This is a genomic window from Streptomyces sp. IMTB 2501 (genome assembly GCF_001953885.1).
In the GTDB taxonomy this organism is placed as follows: domain Bacteria; phylum Actinomycetota; class Actinomycetes; order Streptomycetales; family Streptomycetaceae; genus Streptomyces.
On record NZ_MQUS01000005.1, the window covers coordinates 24,158 to 40,563 of the forward strand.

Below are 16,406 nucleotides of genomic sequence, written 5' to 3' on the forward strand. Positions count from 1 at the left end.
CCCTCAGCGACCGAGCTTGAATTTCTGGAAGTGAAGTAGACGACATGGCCAAGCGAATCGACGTAAGCGGACTGACCGCCTACTACAGCGCCCACAAGGCGATCGAGGACATCTCGATGACCGTCGAGCCGCGTTCGGTGACGGCGTTCATCGGCCCCTCCGGCTGCGGCAAGTCGACGTTCCTGCGCACGCTGAACCGGATGCACGAGGTCACCCCCGGTGGCCGCGTCGAGGGCAAGGTGCTGCTGGACGACGAGGACCTGTACGGCGCGGGCGTCGACCCGGTCTCCGTCCGCCGCGAGGTCGGCATGGTGTTCCAGCGCCCGAACCCCTTCCCCACGATGTCGATCTTCGACAACGTGGCGGCGGGTCTGCGCCTGAACGGCAACTACAAGAAGAGCCAGCTGAACGAGATCGTCGAGAAGTCGCTCAAGGGCGCGAACCTCTGGAACGAGGTCAAGGACCGCCTGAACAAGCCGGGCTCCGGCCTCTCCGGCGGCCAGCAGCAGCGCCTCTGCATCGCGCGGGCGATCGCGGTGGAACCGAAGGTCCTCCTCATGGACGAGCCCTGCTCGGCCCTGGACCCGATCTCCACGCTCGCCATCGAGGACCTGATCGGCGAGCTGAAGGAGCGCTTCACGATCGTCATCGTGACGCACAACATGCAGCAGGCCGCGCGTGTCTCGGACCGTACGGCGTTCTTCAACCTGTCGGCGGTCGGCCAGCCGGGCCGCCTGATCGAGATCGACGACACCGAGCGGATCTTCTCCAACCCGTCGGTGCAGGCCACGGAGGACTACATCTCCGGCCGCTTCGGCTAGGCCGACGCCGGTGCCATAGACCCCTCGCGGTGCTGCATGGCGGTGCCACCGCGAGGACGCAAGAGGGCCCGCCCCTGGCTCCCGGGGGCGGGCCCATTGCGCTTCCCGGCCCACCCGCCCACCCGACCCGGCCGGCTGGAAGGTGCTGTCAGGCGCCCACCTCGAACCACAGCAGCTTCCCGGCGCCTCGGTCCAGCGGACTGTCCCCGAGGGGCCACCCACCCCAGGAGTCGGCGCATTCCTGTACGAGGCGCAGCCCGCGCCCCTGCTCCGCGTTCACCGGAGCGGGCGGTACCCGATCCCAGGGAGGCTCCCCGAAGGGGGCGGGGATCCACGGATGCCGGTCCCACACCCCGACCCTGATCCGCCCGTCGGCGAGGGCGGTGAGCCGGAGGGATGCGGGGCCGTTGGTGTGTCGAAAGGTGTTGGTAACCAGCTCGGACGTCAACAACTCGATGGAGTCCAGGACTTCGTGTCTGTCGTGCCCGCTGAGCACTGCTCGTACGGTCGTACGTGCGACGCGTGCCGCACGCGGATCATGGGGCAGGCGAAGGGCGTACACCCAGGTGTCGGGCAGGGATACGGTGCCCATGAAGACCTCCGACGAGAGAAGGGACTTGGGTTCGCTCAACTGACCACGCCAAGGCGGTGGCTCTGCCTGGGGTAGGTGCGCTTCCGGCTTATGGGCGTGGGGAGTTGGGCGGTACGGGCACTACAGTAGGACCAGGAGGGAGATTCATCTTCCAAATCAGGAAGATGAATCCGCTTTTACCTCGTGTGGGTTACGAGAGTGCCGCGTCTCAGCCTGAAAGGACGTGCCTTGCCGCCGGTCAACAATCCCACTCTGCGTCAACGCCGTCTTGGTGCCGAGCTGCGTAAACTTCGCGAGCGATCCGGGCTCACGGTCACCCAGGCCGCAGCGCTCCTGGGCGTCAACCAGGGGCGCGTCAGCATGATCGAGACGGGCCGCAGCTCCCTCAGCGCCGACCGCGTACGGTCGCTGGCCTCCGCGTACGACTGCTCGGACGGGGCCATGGTCGACGCCTTGGCAGCAATGACCGGACGCCGGACGCGCGGCTGGTGGGAGGAGTACCGGGAACACCTCCCGGCCGCACTGGTCGACCTGGCCGAACTGGAGCACCACGCGGCCGGATTGCGGGTGGCCCTCGCGCTGCACATTCCCGCACTGCTACAGACCACCGACCATGCCCGCGCCCTCTTCCGAGCTGTGGTGCCGCCCATGCGGCAGTACGAGATCGAGCACCGTCTCACGCACCGCATGAAACGGCAGGGCATTCTGCACCGGGAAGAGCCGCTCGCATACGCGGCGATCATCCACGAGTCAGCTCTTCGGATGCGGTTCGGTGGTCCTGACGTCAGGTGCGGTCAGCTCAAGCATCTCCTTGACATGAGCGAGTTGCCGCATGTCACCGTCCGGGTGATCCCCTTCGAAGCGGAGTACTACCCGAGCACGGGTCAGTCCTTCGACTACGTCGAGGGCCCGGTTCCGCAGCTCGACACGGTCCAGCTCGACACCCATCACGGTGGGTGCAGTTTCCTCGACGGGGAGGCACAGTTGAGTAAGTACCGTGACGTGTTGGATCACATGGAGTCCTGCGCGCTCGGGGCCGCCAAGTCGCGCGACTTCATCCAGAGCCTCATCCGGGACATCTGAGAGAGCGACAGTGCAGACACTTCACTGGCAGAAATCCACTTACAGCGGCGACAGCTCGAACTGCGTCGAGATAGCCACCACCCCCACCGCGATCCACATTCGCGACTCGAAGAACACCGGCGACCTCCAGCTCACCATCCCCTCCTACACCTGGACGGAGTTCATCCGCTACGCGGCAGGGGGCAGAGCCTCGTAGAAGTTCGTGCAAGTTCGTGGTGGTGGCGGCGTCCTGGCCTGCAAGCTCGTTCCAGTGATCGCCCATCACGGTCAAAGGAGGCCAGGCATGACGTTGCGCAAGCTGGGCAAGGACCCCGAGAGTCCTGAGGGCAAGTCGCCGACCGTGTACCTCGACGATGAGAAGGACACCTACCTGGTCCAGGGCTGGAAGGTGACCGATGAGGACAGGCGATCGCAGTTGGATCTGCCCGGTCACGAAGACGTCGTAGAGATCCCCCGACGCATGGCGCAGTTCTTTCTGGAGGTGAACAGCCGTGGCGATGCCGACGCTTGAAGAACGGCTTCGGCGCTGTACCCGTGCTGCCGTGCACCTGGAGATGCGCGACGGCTACATGCGTTCCGATCCCCGTTTCGTTGCCTGGCAGCAGGGCGTCAGGAACGACCCGGCCGACAGTGACCCTGAGCGTCGGCCGTGGTTGCGACTGATCGCCGACCTGGTGGGCCAGGGGGTCGAGGTGCGCAGGGCACGGATCGTGTCGGAGCCGGTGTCGGACTACATCAGGTTTGAGCATCACCTGACGGGCCCCACCGTGGCAGCGGGCGAGAAAGTGCGCTGGCTGCCTCGCCGCCGTGCTTCCGGGCTCGCCCTGCCAGGCAACGACTTTTGGCTCTTCGACGACAGCTCAGTGGTCTTCCACCACTTCGCCGGAGATGGCGAACTTGCCCCGGACGACGAGGAGTTCACCGACGATCCGGCGGTTGTGAAGCTGTGTGCGGACGCGTTCGAGGACGTCTGGTCCCTGGCAGTGCCGCACGCGGACTACCAGCTCACCTGATCCACAATCCCCGGCGTGACCTCATCCAGTGTCAAGCAAGCACGGCAGGCCCTCGGCCGGCGTCTGCGCGAGATCCGCAAGGACGCCGGCCTCACGGCGCGGGAGCTGGCACGGCGCGCCGGCTGGCACGAGTCCAAGTGCTCGCGTCTTGAGAATGGGCGCACGCCGCCGTCCGACGCTGACATCCGCACGTACACAGCCCACTGCGCTGCCCAGGATCAGACCGCTGATCTCATCGCCACAGCACGCGGTATAGAAGGCGCGTACATCCAGTGGCGGCGCATGGAGCGGGCGGGCCTGAAGCGCGTCCAGCAATCAGTAGCGCCTCTGTTCGAGCGCACGCGCCGTTTTCGCGTCTATCAGTCGTGGGTGATCCCGGGCCTGCTCCAATCTGCCGCGTATACGCGAGCTGTACTGAGCACCGTGGCGGATCTGCGGGACGTGCCCGACGACATCGACGAGGCCGTAGCCGTCCGCATGGATCGCCAGCGCATCCTGTACTCCGGTGACCGCAGGTTCGCGATGCTCGTCGAGGAGTGGGTGCTGCGAACGGTCATCGGCGACAGCGGCGTCATGGCCGGAGCGCTTGGCCACCTCATCTCCGTCGCCTCGCTGCCCTCGGTCAGCCTGGGCGTCATTCCCCTCGGCGTGCCCCGTGGCCAGGGATGGCCCGTGGAGTCGTTCACCGTGTACGACGACACGCAGGTCAACGTGGAACTCGTCTCCGCTCACCGGACGGTCACCCAGCCTGGTGAGATCGCCGAATACACCAAGACGTTCGCTGAGCTGTCGGCCATCGCTGTGTACGGCGTACAGGCCAGATCGCTCATCACTGCTGCCATCGATGCCCTCGGGTAACCGCCGCGCAAGTCCTTAGAAGCTCATGGCCCCCAGGCCCCCAGGCCGCCACCGCTCCAGCCTGGGCACCATGGCAAGAAACCGGCAGACCTACCCCGACCCGCGTCCCGTTGATCTCCCCATCGGCTTCCATGCCTGGCTCCTGGACTGCGCTCCTGTCGCTGACTGCGAGACCTGCCAGTCCGAGTGGCAGCGCCTCAACGTGGCCAAGGGGCTCGGCGACATCACGCAAGCCGCCAAGCACGCCACGAACATCCGCGATCACGCCTGGGACCCACTGATGACGATGGACATGCAGTCGTACGGCTGCAAGCAAGGCGTCGCCCTGCGACACGGCCGGGAGCTCGTGTCGCCCGAGCTGTTCGCGCGGCTGACGGACCTATTTCCGGAACCACCGGCGGAGTGCAACGCACCGACATGCTGTGGCGACGGCCCCTGCTGCTGACCCCGGCCACTGTCAGTGCCGGCCGCTAGAGTCCCGGCCCTCACAGTCCGGGACTCTAGGTGCAAAAAGGGAGTTTTCATGGCAACTGCCGAAGGAGCCAAGGGCCGTGGACGGGTGACCGTCTTCTCCTTGTTCGGGCCCGTCTTCGGCTTCGCGACCACTCTCGTGGATGACCAGCAGCTTGCCTATGTGGGGCCGCTGACCCCCGGTGTCGGGTGGCGCCTGCTCTGGAGGATGGCGGAGCGGTGCCACAACGACGGGGTGACGGAAACCAGGAAGGCCGAGTGGATCGTCTCGCAGGCATCCCGGGCGTTCATCTGTGGCAGCGGCGTCGTGACGAAGCTCTCCGACGCTGATTGGGTGATCGAGGCTGGTGGCTGGCTCGTGGAGCTTGGCGGATCCTGGTGCAACCAAGACGTGCTGGTCACCGGCAACCTCACGGTGCCTGCGCTCACCGCCGAGCAGATCGCCGCGAAGCACACCCATTACCCGCAGTACGCGGACTGACAGCACAATGCCCACCCCCTTGGCCGGCTTTTCAGCCGACCGAGGCGGGTGGGCGGTGGGAAAAAAAGAACTACAGCACCGTCAGCTTGAGCAGGCCCAGGGCCAGGGCTGCGACCAGGGCCGCCGCCGGCATCGTGATGAACCAGCCCAGGACGATGTTCTTGGCCACGCCCCAGCGCACGGCGTTGAGGCGCTTGGTGGCGCCCACGCCCATGATGGCCGAGGTGATGACGTGGGTCGTGGAGATCGGGGCCTTGAAGAGGAACGCCGTGCCGAACATGATCGAGGCGCCGGTGGCCTCCGCGGCGAAGCCCTGCGGGGGGTCCAGTTCGATGATCTTGCGGCCCAGTGTGCGCATGATGCGCCAGCCGCCCGCGTAGGTGCCCAGGGAAAGCATGATCGCGGAGACCAGCTTCACCCAGACCGGGATCGGGTCGCCGAACGTCTCGTGGCCGGAAATCACCAGGGCCATGACCACGACCCCCATGGTTTTCTGGGCGTCCTGGAGACCGTGACCGAGCGCCATGCCGGCCGCTGACACCGTTTGCGCTATGCGGAAGCCCCGCTTCGCCTTGTGCGGGTTGGCGCGGCGGAACAGCCACATGATGGCCAGCATGACCAGGTAGCCGACCACCAGGCCCACCACCGGGGACAGGAACATCGGGATGATGACCTTGTCGACCACGCCGTTCCAGTGGACCGCCGTACCGCCCGCCAGGGCCGCCCCCACCAGGCCGCCGAACAGGGCGTGGGAGGAGGAGGACGGGAGACCGAAGTACCAGGTGATCAGGTTCCAGGCGATGGCGCCGACCAGGGCGGCGAAGAGGATGCCCATCCCCGTCGAGCCCTGGGGCGTGGAGATCAGGCCTTCGCTGACCGTCTTGGCGACGCCCGAGCCCAGGAAGGCACCGGCGAGGTTCATCACCGCCGCCATGGCGAGAGCCGCCCGCGGGGTCAGCGCCCGCGTCGACACCGACGTCGCGATCGCGTTCGCCGAGTCGTGGAAGCCGTTCGTGTATGTGAAGAAGAGCGCGACCGCGATGGTCACGACCAGGGCGAGGGTGTCCATCGACGCCTCAGGACTCCTTGACGGCGATGGTCTCCACCGTGTTCGCCACGTGCTCGAACGCGTCCGCCGCCTCTTCCAGGACGTCCACGATCTGCTTGAGCTTGAGCACCTCGATCGCGTCGTACTTGCCGTTGAAGAGGTGGGCCAGCAGCTTGCGGTGGATCTGGTCGGCCTGGTTCTCCAGACGGTTGACCTCGATCCAGTACTCGGTGAGGTTGTCCAGCGTGCGCAGGTGCGGCATCGCCTCCGCGGTCAGTTCGGCCGCCCGGGCAAGCACCTCGATCTGCTGCTCGACGCCCTTCGGCAGTTCCTCGACGTTGTAGAGGACGACCAGGTCGACGGCCTCCTCCATGAAGTCCATGATGTCGTCGAGGGAAGATGCGAGGGAGTAGATGTCCTCGCGGTCGAACGGCGTGATGAACGAGGAGTTCAGCTGGTGGAAGATCGCGTGCGTGGCGTCGTCACCCGCGTGTTCCGCGGCCCGCATACGCTCTGCGATCTCGGCTCGGGCAGGTGCGTCCGCCCCGAGCAGTTCCATCAGGAGTTTCGAGCCGGTGACGATGTTGTCCGCGGATGCGGCGAACATGTCGTAGAAGCTCGTCTCCCTGGGGGTCAGACGAAAGCGCACGTGGGGTCCTCGGGGTGCTTCGGTTTCGGTCAGGCTGATGCTAGGCGCATCATCCGGCCACGGCTAATGGGCCGCATCCCAGTGTCGCCCATCGGGCAGATTGATCAGCACGGGGGCGCACCAAGGGCTCCTTACCCCGCGGAGTTCGTTACCATATACCCACCAGGGGTATCTATCACTGGCTCGTACCGAGATGGAGGCGCGCGATGACGACGACCGAGGCCGGCGCCACGGCACCCTCCGGGACCGCGAGTGAGCCCGCGCACACCACGCACGGGTATCACAAACAGAAGGACGAGCACCTCAAGCGGCTGCGCCGCATCGAGGGCCAGATCCGCGGGCTGCAGCGGATGGTCGAAGAGGACACGTACTGCATCGACATACTCACCCAGGTCTCCGCCTCCACCAAGGCGCTGCAGTCCTTCGCGCTGCAGCTGCTGGAGGAGCATCTGCGGCACTGTGTGGCCGACGCGGCTCTCAAGGGTGGCGACGAGATCGACACGAAGGTGGACGAGGCGACGAAGGCGATCGGCCGCCTGCTGCGGTCCTGACCTGTCAGGACTCCCGCTCTTCGGCCACCCGCAGCACCTCGTCGATGCTCTCCAGGCTGAGCCGGTCCTCGGCCGCGGAGGCCGCGATGATCAGCTCTCCGCACAGCTCGATCTCGGCGAGGGCCACGTGGTCCTGCACCGCCGTACCGCCGACCGGAGCCACTCGCCTCACCTCTTTTCCACAGTCACCCACTTCCTAGAGTAGGCAGCGCCCTACAGACCGCGCATGGCACGGACGGGCTACTTACGGGGTGGTGCCCAGGACTAGTGCCCGTCCTTCGCGCTGTCATCCCTCGCGTCCCTCGCGCTGTCGCCCTTCGGGCCGCCGTCCTCGGCGATACGGCCCGCGTAGATGTCCGCCGGGCGCGGCAGCCGTACGTCGGCAGGGGCGCCGAAGTCGTACAGCAGCGTCGTCGAGGCGACCGCCACGGGGGTCTGCTGCCGGCCGTTGACGAAGCTGAAGCGCTGCCTGAGCTTGCGGATGCGGCCCTGGTCGTCGAGATAGGCGTCGAACGGAACCTCGGCCGTGGCGAACCCTTTCGCCGCCGCTGCCAGTGCTTGCCGGTTCTGGGCGGAGGCATGGCGCGCCGCGCCGCTCAGATCCGCCGTGCCCCGGTAGTGCCGCACGGCGGTCCCGCCGACCTCGGTGCGGCCGACGTACGTCGCCGTCCGTGTCCCGCGCAGTACCTCGGCCGCCGCGTACGGATCGGTCGCGCCGCCGGTGACCAGGTTGCCGTCGGACAGCGTGGCGGTGTCCACCCGCACCCACTTGCTCGTCGGCACGCCCGCGCCCCGGTTCTTCATGAACAGGGCGCCGGGAGCGAGGAGTTCGGTGATCGGCTGGTGCTCGGCGGTGCCCGCCGGGTCCTCGGGCAGGACGACCGTGAGCCGGCCGAGCCGGTGCCGGTAGTCGTAGACGCCCTGGCCGCGAATGGTGACCCGGGTGCCGCCCGTGGCCATCTCCATGGAGGTGGTGGCCTTGGAGGTGCCCGCGCCGCCCAGCGTGTCGGCGGCCCGGTGCAGGATGGCGACCGGGTCGCCCCCGCCCTTGACGTCCTCCGCGGCGGCCCCGGTGCCGGAACATCCCGTGGCACCCGCCCCCAGGCCGAGCATGATGCCGACCGCGACGAACGTCCTGCCCACGTTCCTGTGCTGCCGCCGATCCATCGCCTGCCTACCCCCAGCCGGTACGTCCGTCACGGGCCCCCTGTCGTCCGGTTAACGACGGGTAGGAGGTGTTGTCACGCGGCGCCGGGAGCCGGGGAGAGGCGTATGAGCCCCGTACGAGCGCCGTGTGAGCCCTGTCGGCGCCGGGTGGGTAACGTTGCCGGGGTGACAGTCAGTGCGGCACAGCAGGACGAGCCGGAGCCTGCCCGGTCGGGGCAGGAACATCGCACGACGACGACCGAACAGGGCCGGTTCTGCGTGGCCGGCTGCAGCTGCGGCTGGCGCGGCCCCGCCCGCAGAGCCCGCAGCCAGGCCCGTACGGACGCGGAGCGGCATCTCGCGGGACTGTGACGGGGCGTTGAGCGCCCGCGTCCCGCCATGGGGCAAGGATCCTGCCGGCGTCCCCGCCCGCGTCGGCCGACGCATTCTCGCCCCCTCCCCGTATCTGTTGCTCCTTTGTCTGTTGCTCCCTGGGAATGAATCCGTCGTCGTGCCGTGACCGTTTGCCCGAACACCTGACTGCTAGTCAGCACAATCGGCGTCGGCCGAACTTGAGCGGCCGCGCGACCGACACCAGGGCGGATCACATGAAGCGACTCACGTCACCGACGGACCGAAGTACCGGGACACGAAAGGGCAGATGGAGGCTGCTGCGGTTGAAGGGCGCCGTGGCAGCGGGTCTGCTGCTGTTCGCGTTCGCCTCCCAGGCACAGGCCATCGACTCCACCATCTCTGTGAACAACAAACGCACGGGGTGGGACGCGAGCGAGCCGAACCTGTCGCCGGCTCAGGTGTCCTCGTCGAGCTTCGGATAGCGCTGGTCCACGCCGGTGAACGGCTCGGTGCTGGCCCAGCCGCTGGTCACCGGCAAGAACGTGGTCGTCGCCACCGAGAACAACTACGTCTACGGCATCGACGCCGTCACCGGGAAGACGAACTGGACCCGCCAACTCGGCCCGGCCTGGCCCACCTCGTCGATCCCGTGCGCCGACCCCGCGCCGCACACCGGATCACCTCCACGCCGGTGTACGACCCGTCGTCCAACACCGTCTACCTCACCAGCAAGGTCAACGACGGCCCGGACGCGCAGCACCCGCACTGGTACTTCCACGCGATGAGCGCCTCCACCGGTGCCGAGCGCGCGGGCTGGCCGGTGCGGATCCAGGGCACGCCGACCAACAGCCCCGGCCACCCGTTCAACCCCTTCACCTTCGCGCAGCGGCCGGGTCTGCTGCTGAACGGCTCGGTGTACGCGGCCTTCGGCTCCTACTGCGACGTCGGCCCGTACGTCGGCAACGTGGTGGGGGTGAACATCGGCACCCGCGGCCTGCACCTGTGGTCCGCCGAGGCCGGCTCCGACACCCGGGAGGCCGGTATCTGGCAGAGCGGCGGCGGGCTGGTCTCGGACGGCTCCGGCCGGATCATCCTCACCACCGGCAACGGCGCCATCGCAGGCTCGCCGAGCCCCGGGCCGGGCAACAGGCCGCCCGGCAACCTCGGCGAGTCGGTGGTCCGGCTCGGCGTGAACAGCAACGGCAGCCTTTCGGCCCGTGACTTCTTCAGTCCGGCCAACAACAAGACACTGGACCACAACGACACCGACCTCGGCTCGGGCGGACCCGTCGCCCTTCCGACCGGTTTCGGCACCACCGCGCACCCGCACCTGCTGGTGCAGGTCGGCAAGGACGGCCGGGTCTTCCTGCTGGACCGGGACAACCTGGGTGGCATGGGCCAGGGTCCGAACGGCACGGACAAACCGGTGAGCGTGGCCGGACCGTTCGAGGCCATCTGGGGCCACCCCGCCGTCTGGGGCGGTGGCGGAGGCTACGTGTACACCGTGGCCACCAAGATCGGCAACGCCGCTTCGCCGCTGCGCGCGCTGAAGTTCGGGGTGAACAGTTCCGGCATCCCGACCCTGACCAGCGTGGGCACCAGCAACGAGGGCTTCGGCTACGGCTCCGGTTCTCCCCTGGTCACCTCCAACGGAACGTCCCCCGGCTCCGCGCTGGTCTGGGCGGTCTGGTCCGGCTCCGGCCCCGGCGGTGTCGGCGGCGAGCTGCGGGTCTACGACGCGGTGCCGGTGGGCGGCGTCATGCACCTGCGCCGTGCCTTCCCGATCGGCACGGCGGCCAAGTTCGTGGTCCCCGCCACTGACGGCGGCCGGGTCTACGTCGGGACCCGGGACGGCCACCTGGTGGCCTTCGGCACCGCGGGTGCGACCGGCGCCGCCCCTCCGACCGGTGGGACCGGTGGTGGGACCGGTGGGACCGGTAGCGGGACTGGTGGGACCGGTAGCGGGACTGGTGGGACCGGTGGTTGGACCGGTGGTGGGTCTTCTGGTGGGACCGGTGGGACCGGCGGTGGGACCGGTGGGTGCCTCCCCTGTGAGGAGTCCAAGCACGGGTCCTGAGCCTTCGCCACGCTCAAGCCCCGGCCCCGGCCCCGGACGCAACTCAGCAGAAGCGTCCGGGGCCGGGGCCCAACCGGCGGCCGCCGTGGCCGGCGGCGACATGGACGATCTCGGTCCGACGCCGTGGCGTTCCCGGGCCGCGGCGGCGTCGGGCTCGGCCTGTGGTGCGGCACGGTGTTGACGCTCAGCCGCAGGGCGGCGCCGGTGAACTGTGCCGAGGTGAGCGGTGACGGCCTGTCAGTCCTCCCCGTGCTGGTCGGCGTCGATTGCCGCGAGTGTCGGAGGGATCAGGTCCCTGTCGCGTTCGTAGGTCAGGCGTTCGCGGGCTCTGTCCGGCGACAGCCACAGCAACTCGCTCACTTCGTCGCCGGGTACGAAGGCTCCGCCGGTCGACTCCGCGGCCCAGTACGTGACTTCCTTGTCCCGGCCCGTGTTGTCGACGTAGTGGGCACTCGGCAGGGCCGATCCGAGCCGGCATGTGTGGCCGGTCTCTTCCTCCACTTCGCGCAGGGCAGCCGCGCGGGCCGTCTCGCCCTTCTTCAGCTTCCCTTTGGGCCAGGACCAGTCAGACCACTTCGGCCTGAAGACCAGGGCCAGCTCGACGCCGCCCGAGGAGGAACGGCGCCAGAGCACACAGCCGGCCGCGCGGACCATTGATCGCCTCCTCGTGGGACCTCAGGACGCGCCGAGGATCTGCTGCTGCCATGCCTGCTGGAAGGCGAACCTGGCCGCCTCCACCTCGTGCCGCTGATCGGCGTGCAGCACGCCGAGGGCGTATGCCGTCGCCGGTGCGATACGGGGCGTACGGGCGGCCTGGGCCGCCGCCGCTGCCGCCTCCGAGGCATCGCGGTGCCGGTTCAGGGCCTGGCCCGCCGCCAACAGCCGCACGTCCACCGGGGAGTTGCCCGCGTGCAGCACCTCCTGGGCGTACCGGTGCAGGCGCAGCAGCAGCCGGACCTGGTGCCAGGGGCCGTCCTGGGGGTGGGGGGACGGGTCCGGGGACAGGCCGTGGACCAGGGCCTCCGCGTTGTACGGGTGGCCCGCGGTGACCAGGGGCAGACCTGCGATGGCGTCTGTCAGCCGTTCCTCCGCAGCGGCTGCCAGGGGGCGCAGGTCGGTGGTGGGCGCGGCGGGCGTGAGGGGGACCTCGCTGGCCAGCACGGCGACCTTGTCGGCGACGGCGTGGAAGCGGCTGGATCCCAGGGCCTGGAGCGCCGTGGAGTGAGCCCTTGTCCGGGAGAGGGTCAGCTGGCGTTCGAGCAGGGCGCCCGCTTTGGCCGCGCCCACGGTGAGGTTGCCGCGTTCCGGTGCGGCGGTTGCCGGGCCACTGGCGTTGTCCGGTGCCGCTCTCTGCGGGACGGGCGCCGCCCCGGCGGCACGACTGCCCGCAGCCACGGTGGCTGCCGAGTCGATCGCCTGGCCCGGGAACCCCGTCGCCCCCGACAGCCGGTGCAACGCCAGGAGCAGGCGTTCCAGGCGGGCCTCGTACGCGTGCTCCAGGCCCAATGTGCCGGAGAGCCACGCCAGTTCGGGGCGCATCTCCTCGGACCAGTCGGGGTCCAGCAGGGGGCGGAAGGTGTGCAGGCTGCCGCTGATGCGGCGGGCCGAGCGGCGCAGGGCGCGCGCCGCGTCGACGGACTCCTCCGCGCCGTTGTCCCCCGCACCCGCCCGGTCGCGCGCGGAGGCACCCCCGTTGGCACCGCCGTTCTCACGGTGCAGGCGCAGGGCGCGGAGGAACTCCGTGGCCTGGGCGCGCAGGTACGCCGCCAGGGCGTCTCCGGTCACCACCTCGGCCGTGGGGTCCGTCGGTTCAAGGTGTTGCTGTGCCACGCCGGCGCCTCCGGGCGTCTATGAGCATCTCCTGGACGTTGCGCAAGGGCTGTCCGTCCGCGTCGGTCGCGCGCCGGGTCCACTCGCCGTCGGGGCCGAGGTGCCAGGAGGAGGTCGAGTCGGACATGCCGGTGTCGAGCAGCCGGTTCAGGGCCGCCCGGTGCGCCGGGTCGACGACGCGGACCAGGGCCTCGATCCGGCGGTCGAGGTTGCGGTGCATCATGTCGGCGCTGCCGATCCACACCTCGGGCTCGCCGCCGTTGCCGAAGGCGAACACACGGGAGTGTTCGAGGAAGCGGCCGAGGATCGAGCGGACCCGGATGTTCTCCGACAGGCCCGCGACACCCGGGCGGATCGCGCAGATGCCGCGCACCCAGATGTCGACCGGCACGCCGGCCTGGGACGCGCGGTAGAGCGCGTCGATGACCGCCTCGTCGACCATCGAGTTGACCTTGATACGGACGAAGGCGGGGCGGCCCGCGTGGTGGTGCTGGACCTCCTTGTTGATCCGCGCGACCAGACCGTCCCGCAGGGACTTCGGGGCCACCAGCAGGCGGCGGTAGGTCTCCCGGCGCGAGTAGCCGGACAGGCGGTTGAACAGGTCGGAGAGGTCCGCGCCGACCTGCGGGTCGGCCGTGAGCAGGCCCAGGTCCTCGTACAGCCGGGCGGTCTTCGGGTGGTAGTTGCCCGTGCCGACATGGCTGTAGCGGCGCAGGGTCTCGCCCTCCTGGCGGACCACCAGGGACAGCTTGCAGTGCGTCTTCAGGCCGACGAGGCCGTAGACGACGTGGCAGCCGGCCTCCTCCAGCTTCTTCGCCCACTTGATGTTGGCGTGCTCGTCGAAGCGGGCCTTGATCTCGACCAGGACGAGGACCTGCTTGCCGGCCTCGGCGGCGTCTATGAGCGCGTTGACGATCGGGGAGTCGCCGGAGGTCCGGTACAGGGTCTGCTTGATCGCGAGGACGTCCGGGTCCTCGGCCGCCTGCTCGATGAAGGCCTGTACGGACGTCGAGAAGGAGTCGTACGGGTGGTGCAGGAGCACGTCCCGCTGGCGCAGCGCGGCGAAGATGTCCGGTGCCGACGCCGACTCGACCTCGGCGAGGTCGCGGTGGGTGCCCGCGATGAACTTCGGGTACTTCAGCTCCGGGCGGTCGAGGCCGTGGATGCGGAACAGGCCGGTGAGGTCCAGCGGGCCGGGCAGCGGGTACACCTCGGCCTCGGAGATCTTCAGCTCGCGGACCAGCAGGTCCAGCACCTCACGGTCGATGGACTCCTCGACCTCCAGACGCACCGGCGGGCCGAAGCGGCGCCGCATGAGCTCCTTCTCCAGGGCCTGGAGCAGGTTCTCGGCGTCGTCCTCTTCTACTTCCAGGTCCTCGTTGCGGGTGAGCCGGAACGTGTGGTGCTCCAGCACCTCCATGCCCGGGAACAGCTCCTCCAGGTGCGCGGCGATGACGTCCTCGATGGGGACGTACCGGCCGGGGCTGCTCTCCAGGAAGCGGGACAGCAGCGGCGGCACCTTCACGCGCGCGAAGTGCTTGTGGCCGCTGACCGGGTTGCGTACGACGACGGCCAGGTTCAGGGAGAGGCCGGAAATGTACGGGAAGGGGTGTGCGGGGTCGACGGCCAGCGGGGTGAGGACCGGGAAGATCTGGTGCCGGAACAGGGTGAACAGGCGGGCCTGCTCCTTGTCGGTCAGCTCGTTCCAGCGGACCAGCTGTATGCCCTCCTCCGCGAGTGCGGGGGCGACGTCCTCGTGGTAACAGGCGGCGTGCCGGGCCATCAGCTCGCGCGAGCGGGCCCAGATCATCTCCAGCACCTCGCGCGGCTGCAGCCCGGAGGCGGACCGGGTCGCGACACCGGTGGCGATACGACGCTTCAGTCCGGCGACCCGGACCATGAAGAACTCGTCCAGGTTGCTGGCGAAGATCGCGAGGAAGTTCGCGCGCTCCAGCAGCGGGGTGTTCGGGTCCTCGGCCAGCTCCAGGACGCGTTCGTTGAAGCCGAGCCAGCTGCGCTCCCGGTCGAGGAACCGGCCCTGGGGCAGGGGCGTACCCTCACCCTGCGCTTCCTCGTACCCGTCGAGGTCCGCGTCGATGTCGGGTTCCAGGTCGGAGACAGTGGCGGCCACCGTGTGGGGGCGGTGTGCGGCGATGGAGCCCACGGGAGGCTGCGCGTGCTGGACAGGTGCCTTGGCGTCTTGCTGGCTCATGAGTCCATTCTTCCGCGCCGCGGGGGTGACGGGCGCGTCGGAACGTGCGGGCGGGAGCGTCACGGTCCCGTTCAGCGCTGGCCCCTCGGGGGGCGGCGAAGGCTCTGGCACGGCGGGCTTCATTGCCCGAGCGTCGCAAGCTTGGCTGAATCAATGGTTACGGAGACATGACGTGCGGGATAGCGCGGGGCGGCTCCCGGAGGTCTGCATCGCGAAAGTTACGGATCCCGTGCCGGCCCGGGAGTAGGCCGCTTGCCCGCGCGTGCGGGGTGCCGCTCTGCTTGAGCGAGGTGACCTGGGCGACCGCCGGTCACCGGCGCGGCATCAGCCGCTGGGCCCGGCGCCGCGACACCGCCGGTGATCGCCACACCGAGGACCAGCGAGGGCGGCTGCGGCGCAGCGAGCGAGGGCGGCGTACGGCGCAGCAGCAGACCGCCGGGGCGCCGACGGCGAGCCCGGCGAGGGCCGGGGCGACGGTGGTGGGGCCGTTGGTTCGGAAGGTCGCCAGGTCATACCAGGCCTTGACGCCGTCGATGCGCCATGGCCCGCTGCCGAGGGCCGGGAGGTCCGCAGTGCCGCTCGCCAGCTCCTGGCGGGTCAGGGCGGTGGTCACGCGGCACGCTCCTCGGGGAGGCGCGCCTCGGGATCGCGCAGGTGGGCGAGGACCAGTGCCTCCAGCGAGGGCGCCGAGGTGCGCCGGCGGCCGGTGACCCGGGACTCGACCACGGCGTGCGCGTCGAGGCCGGCGACCAGCGGCAGAGGGTCGCAGGGGCCCTCCGGCTCGGCGACCACGTGCGAGGACATCATGATCGTGGTGGGGGAAGGGCGAGGCCGGCGCCCATGCGCAGGATCTCGGCGACGGTGAGCCGCGGCCGGGCCGATGCCGAGCACCCTGATCCGCCCCTCGCCGGGCGCCAGCAGCCCGACGGCGGCGCGGACCTGCCCCGCGGGCAGCCGGAAGGCACACTCGTGGTCACCACGTCCGGTGTCCATCCCTTTCCCGGATCAGACGTGCGTACGGCGAGGGCCCTCGCACCACTGCGCCTTCCCCGAGCGGATGCCCCCGGCCGACGACTCGGCGATCGCCGCGTCCACCCGGCCCGGTCAGGTGACCCGCGGCATGTCCCGGGGCGGTGGTGACCGGGTGCCGGGGTTCTCTCCACTGCTGTGGCCGGTGTGCTGGTTTCGACGACGGCCTTGCCGGTTCCGTGGTGGTCCTC

The 16,406-nt window shown here is 69.2% G+C and carries 23 protein-coding genes; 13 read left to right on the top strand and 10 right to left on the bottom strand.

Annotated features, from left to right (window positions below; all coding sequences use genetic code 11):
• Nucleotides 1-44 precede the first annotated feature (44 nt).
• Nucleotides 45-821: a phosphate ABC transporter ATP-binding protein PstB gene (pstB, locus tag AV521_RS10390; RefSeq protein WP_076086812.1), complete on the top strand. Its 777-nt coding sequence runs from the start codon at nt 45-47 to the stop codon at nt 819-821.
• A 148-nt stretch (nt 822-969) separates the two neighbouring features.
• Here pstB and AV521_RS10395 read toward each other — a convergent pair whose 3' ends face one another.
• Nucleotides 970-1,413 carry an ATP-binding protein gene (locus AV521_RS10395; protein WP_076086815.1) on the bottom strand — a complete coding sequence of 148 codons (444 nt, stop codon included), beginning with the start codon at nt 1,411-1,413 and terminating at the stop codon, nt 970-972.
• Between the two features lie 228 nt (nt 1,414-1,641).
• On the opposite strand from AV521_RS10395, the gene AV521_RS10400 reads away from it, so the two are divergent.
• From AV521_RS10400 to AV521_RS10430, 7 genes are all read left to right on the top strand, one after another.
• A complete protein-coding gene (locus AV521_RS10400; RefSeq protein ID WP_076086818.1) occupies nt 1,642-2,496 on the top strand; it encodes a helix-turn-helix transcriptional regulator in 855 nt (284 codons plus the stop codon).
• 10 nt (nt 2,497-2,506) lie between these two features.
• Nucleotides 2,507-2,692, top strand: coding sequence for a DUF397 domain-containing protein (locus tag AV521_RS10405; protein ID WP_076086821.1), 186 nt, complete (start codon nt 2,507-2,509; stop codon nt 2,690-2,692).
• 87 nt (nt 2,693-2,779) lie between these two features.
• Nucleotides 2,780-3,007, top strand: coding sequence for a hypothetical protein (locus AV521_RS10410; RefSeq protein ID WP_076086824.1), 228 nt, complete (start codon nt 2,780-2,782; stop codon nt 3,005-3,007).
• Nucleotides 2,994-3,509 carry a DUF6879 family protein gene (locus tag AV521_RS10415; RefSeq protein ID WP_076087423.1) on the top strand — a complete coding sequence of 172 codons (516 nt, stop codon included), beginning with the start codon at nt 2,994-2,996 and terminating at the stop codon, nt 3,507-3,509. The genes AV521_RS10410 and AV521_RS10415 overlap by 14 nt, the downstream gene beginning before the upstream one ends.
• Before the next feature lie 6 nt (nt 3,510-3,515).
• The gene (locus tag AV521_RS10420) at nt 3,516-4,367 is read left to right on the top strand and encodes a helix-turn-helix transcriptional regulator (protein WP_076086827.1); all 852 of its coding nucleotides are present in this window, start codon (nt 3,516-3,518) and stop codon (nt 4,365-4,367) included.
• 70 nt (nt 4,368-4,437) lie between these two features.
• Nucleotides 4,438-4,812: a hypothetical protein gene (locus AV521_RS49190; protein ID WP_179022979.1), complete on the top strand. Its 375-nt coding sequence runs from the start codon at nt 4,438-4,440 to the stop codon at nt 4,810-4,812.
• A 114-nt stretch (nt 4,813-4,926) separates the two neighbouring features.
• Entirely contained in the window at nt 4,927-5,319 is a 393-nt protein-coding gene (locus AV521_RS10430; protein ID WP_079249202.1) for a hypothetical protein, read from the top strand.
• Between the two features lie 70 nt (nt 5,320-5,389).
• Here AV521_RS10430 and AV521_RS10435 read toward each other — a convergent pair whose 3' ends face one another.
• Complete coding sequence (locus AV521_RS10435; protein ID WP_076086836.1) at nt 5,390-6,388, bottom strand: inorganic phosphate transporter; 999 nt, start codon at nt 6,386-6,388, stop codon at nt 5,390-5,392.
• A gap of 7 nt (nt 6,389-6,395) precedes the next feature.
• Entirely contained in the window at nt 6,396-7,016 is a 621-nt protein-coding gene (locus AV521_RS10440) for a DUF47 domain-containing protein (protein ID WP_067120521.1), read from the bottom strand.
• A 206-nt stretch (nt 7,017-7,222) separates the two neighbouring features.
• Here AV521_RS10440 and AV521_RS10445 point away from each other — a divergent pair, with 206 nt between their 5' ends.
• Complete coding sequence (locus tag AV521_RS10445; RefSeq protein ID WP_076086839.1) at nt 7,223-7,567, top strand: metal-sensitive transcriptional regulator; 345 nt, start codon at nt 7,223-7,225, stop codon at nt 7,565-7,567.
• Between the two features lie 4 nt (nt 7,568-7,571).
• On the opposite strand, the gene AV521_RS49195 is transcribed toward AV521_RS10445, so the two are convergent.
• Both AV521_RS49195 and AV521_RS10450 read right to left on the bottom strand, forming a co-directional pair.
• Entirely contained in the window at nt 7,572-7,730 is a 159-nt protein-coding gene (locus tag AV521_RS49195) for a hypothetical protein (RefSeq protein ID WP_179022975.1), read from the bottom strand.
• 101 nt (nt 7,731-7,831) lie between these two features.
• Nucleotides 7,832-8,734, bottom strand: coding sequence for a hypothetical protein (locus AV521_RS10450; RefSeq protein WP_076086842.1), 903 nt, complete (start codon nt 8,732-8,734; stop codon nt 7,832-7,834).
• A gap of 165 nt (nt 8,735-8,899) precedes the next feature.
• Here AV521_RS10450 and AV521_RS10455 point away from each other — a divergent pair, with 165 nt between their 5' ends.
• The 4 genes from AV521_RS10455 (at nt 8,900) to AV521_RS52630 (ending at nt 11,144) form a co-directional block, all read left to right on the top strand.
• Entirely contained in the window at nt 8,900-9,085 is a 186-nt protein-coding gene (locus tag AV521_RS10455; RefSeq protein WP_076086845.1) for a hypothetical protein, read from the top strand.
• Nucleotides 9,086-9,402: 317 nt separating this feature from the next.
• Nucleotides 9,403-9,549, top strand: a complete 147-nt coding sequence (locus AV521_RS52620; RefSeq protein WP_179022981.1) for a hypothetical protein — start codon at nt 9,403-9,405, stop codon at nt 9,547-9,549.
• A 27-nt stretch (nt 9,550-9,576) separates the two neighbouring features.
• Nucleotides 9,577-9,852 carry a hypothetical protein gene (locus AV521_RS52625; RefSeq protein WP_371917018.1) on the top strand — a complete coding sequence of 92 codons (276 nt, stop codon included), beginning with the start codon at nt 9,577-9,579 and terminating at the stop codon, nt 9,850-9,852.
• Between the two features lie 974 nt (nt 9,853-10,826).
• On the top strand, nt 10,827-11,144 hold the full coding sequence (locus AV521_RS52630; protein WP_371917019.1) for a PQQ-binding-like beta-propeller repeat protein: 318 nt from the start codon (nt 10,827-10,829) through the stop codon (nt 11,142-11,144).
• 237 nt (nt 11,145-11,381) lie between these two features.
• On the opposite strand, the gene AV521_RS10470 is transcribed toward AV521_RS52630, so the two are convergent.
• The 5 genes from AV521_RS10470 to AV521_RS49210 all read right to left on the bottom strand — a co-directional run bounded on the left by AV521_RS10470 (nt 11,382) and on the right by AV521_RS49210 (nt 16,179).
• A complete protein-coding gene (locus AV521_RS10470) occupies nt 11,382-11,798 on the bottom strand; it encodes an NUDIX hydrolase (RefSeq protein WP_076086854.1) in 417 nt (138 codons plus the stop codon).
• Between the two features lie 21 nt (nt 11,799-11,819).
• Nucleotides 11,820-12,974, bottom strand: coding sequence for a CHAD domain-containing protein (locus AV521_RS10475; RefSeq protein ID WP_076086857.1), 1,155 nt, complete (start codon nt 12,972-12,974; stop codon nt 11,820-11,822).
• Nucleotides 12,955-15,309 (bottom strand): RNA degradosome polyphosphate kinase, encoded by a 2,355-nt coding sequence (locus AV521_RS10480; RefSeq protein WP_107480866.1) that lies wholly within the window; start codon nt 15,307-15,309, stop codon nt 12,955-12,957. Before AV521_RS10480 ends, AV521_RS10475 begins: the two co-directional genes overlap by 20 nt.
• 187 nt (nt 15,310-15,496) lie before the next feature.
• Nucleotides 15,497-15,799, bottom strand: coding sequence for a hypothetical protein (locus AV521_RS10485; RefSeq protein WP_076086863.1), 303 nt, complete (start codon nt 15,797-15,799; stop codon nt 15,497-15,499).
• Nucleotides 15,796-16,179, bottom strand: coding sequence for a hypothetical protein (locus tag AV521_RS49210; protein WP_076086866.1), 384 nt, complete (start codon nt 16,177-16,179; stop codon nt 15,796-15,798). Before AV521_RS49210 ends, AV521_RS10485 begins: the two co-directional genes overlap by 4 nt.
• Nucleotides 16,180-16,406 lie beyond the last annotated feature (227 nt).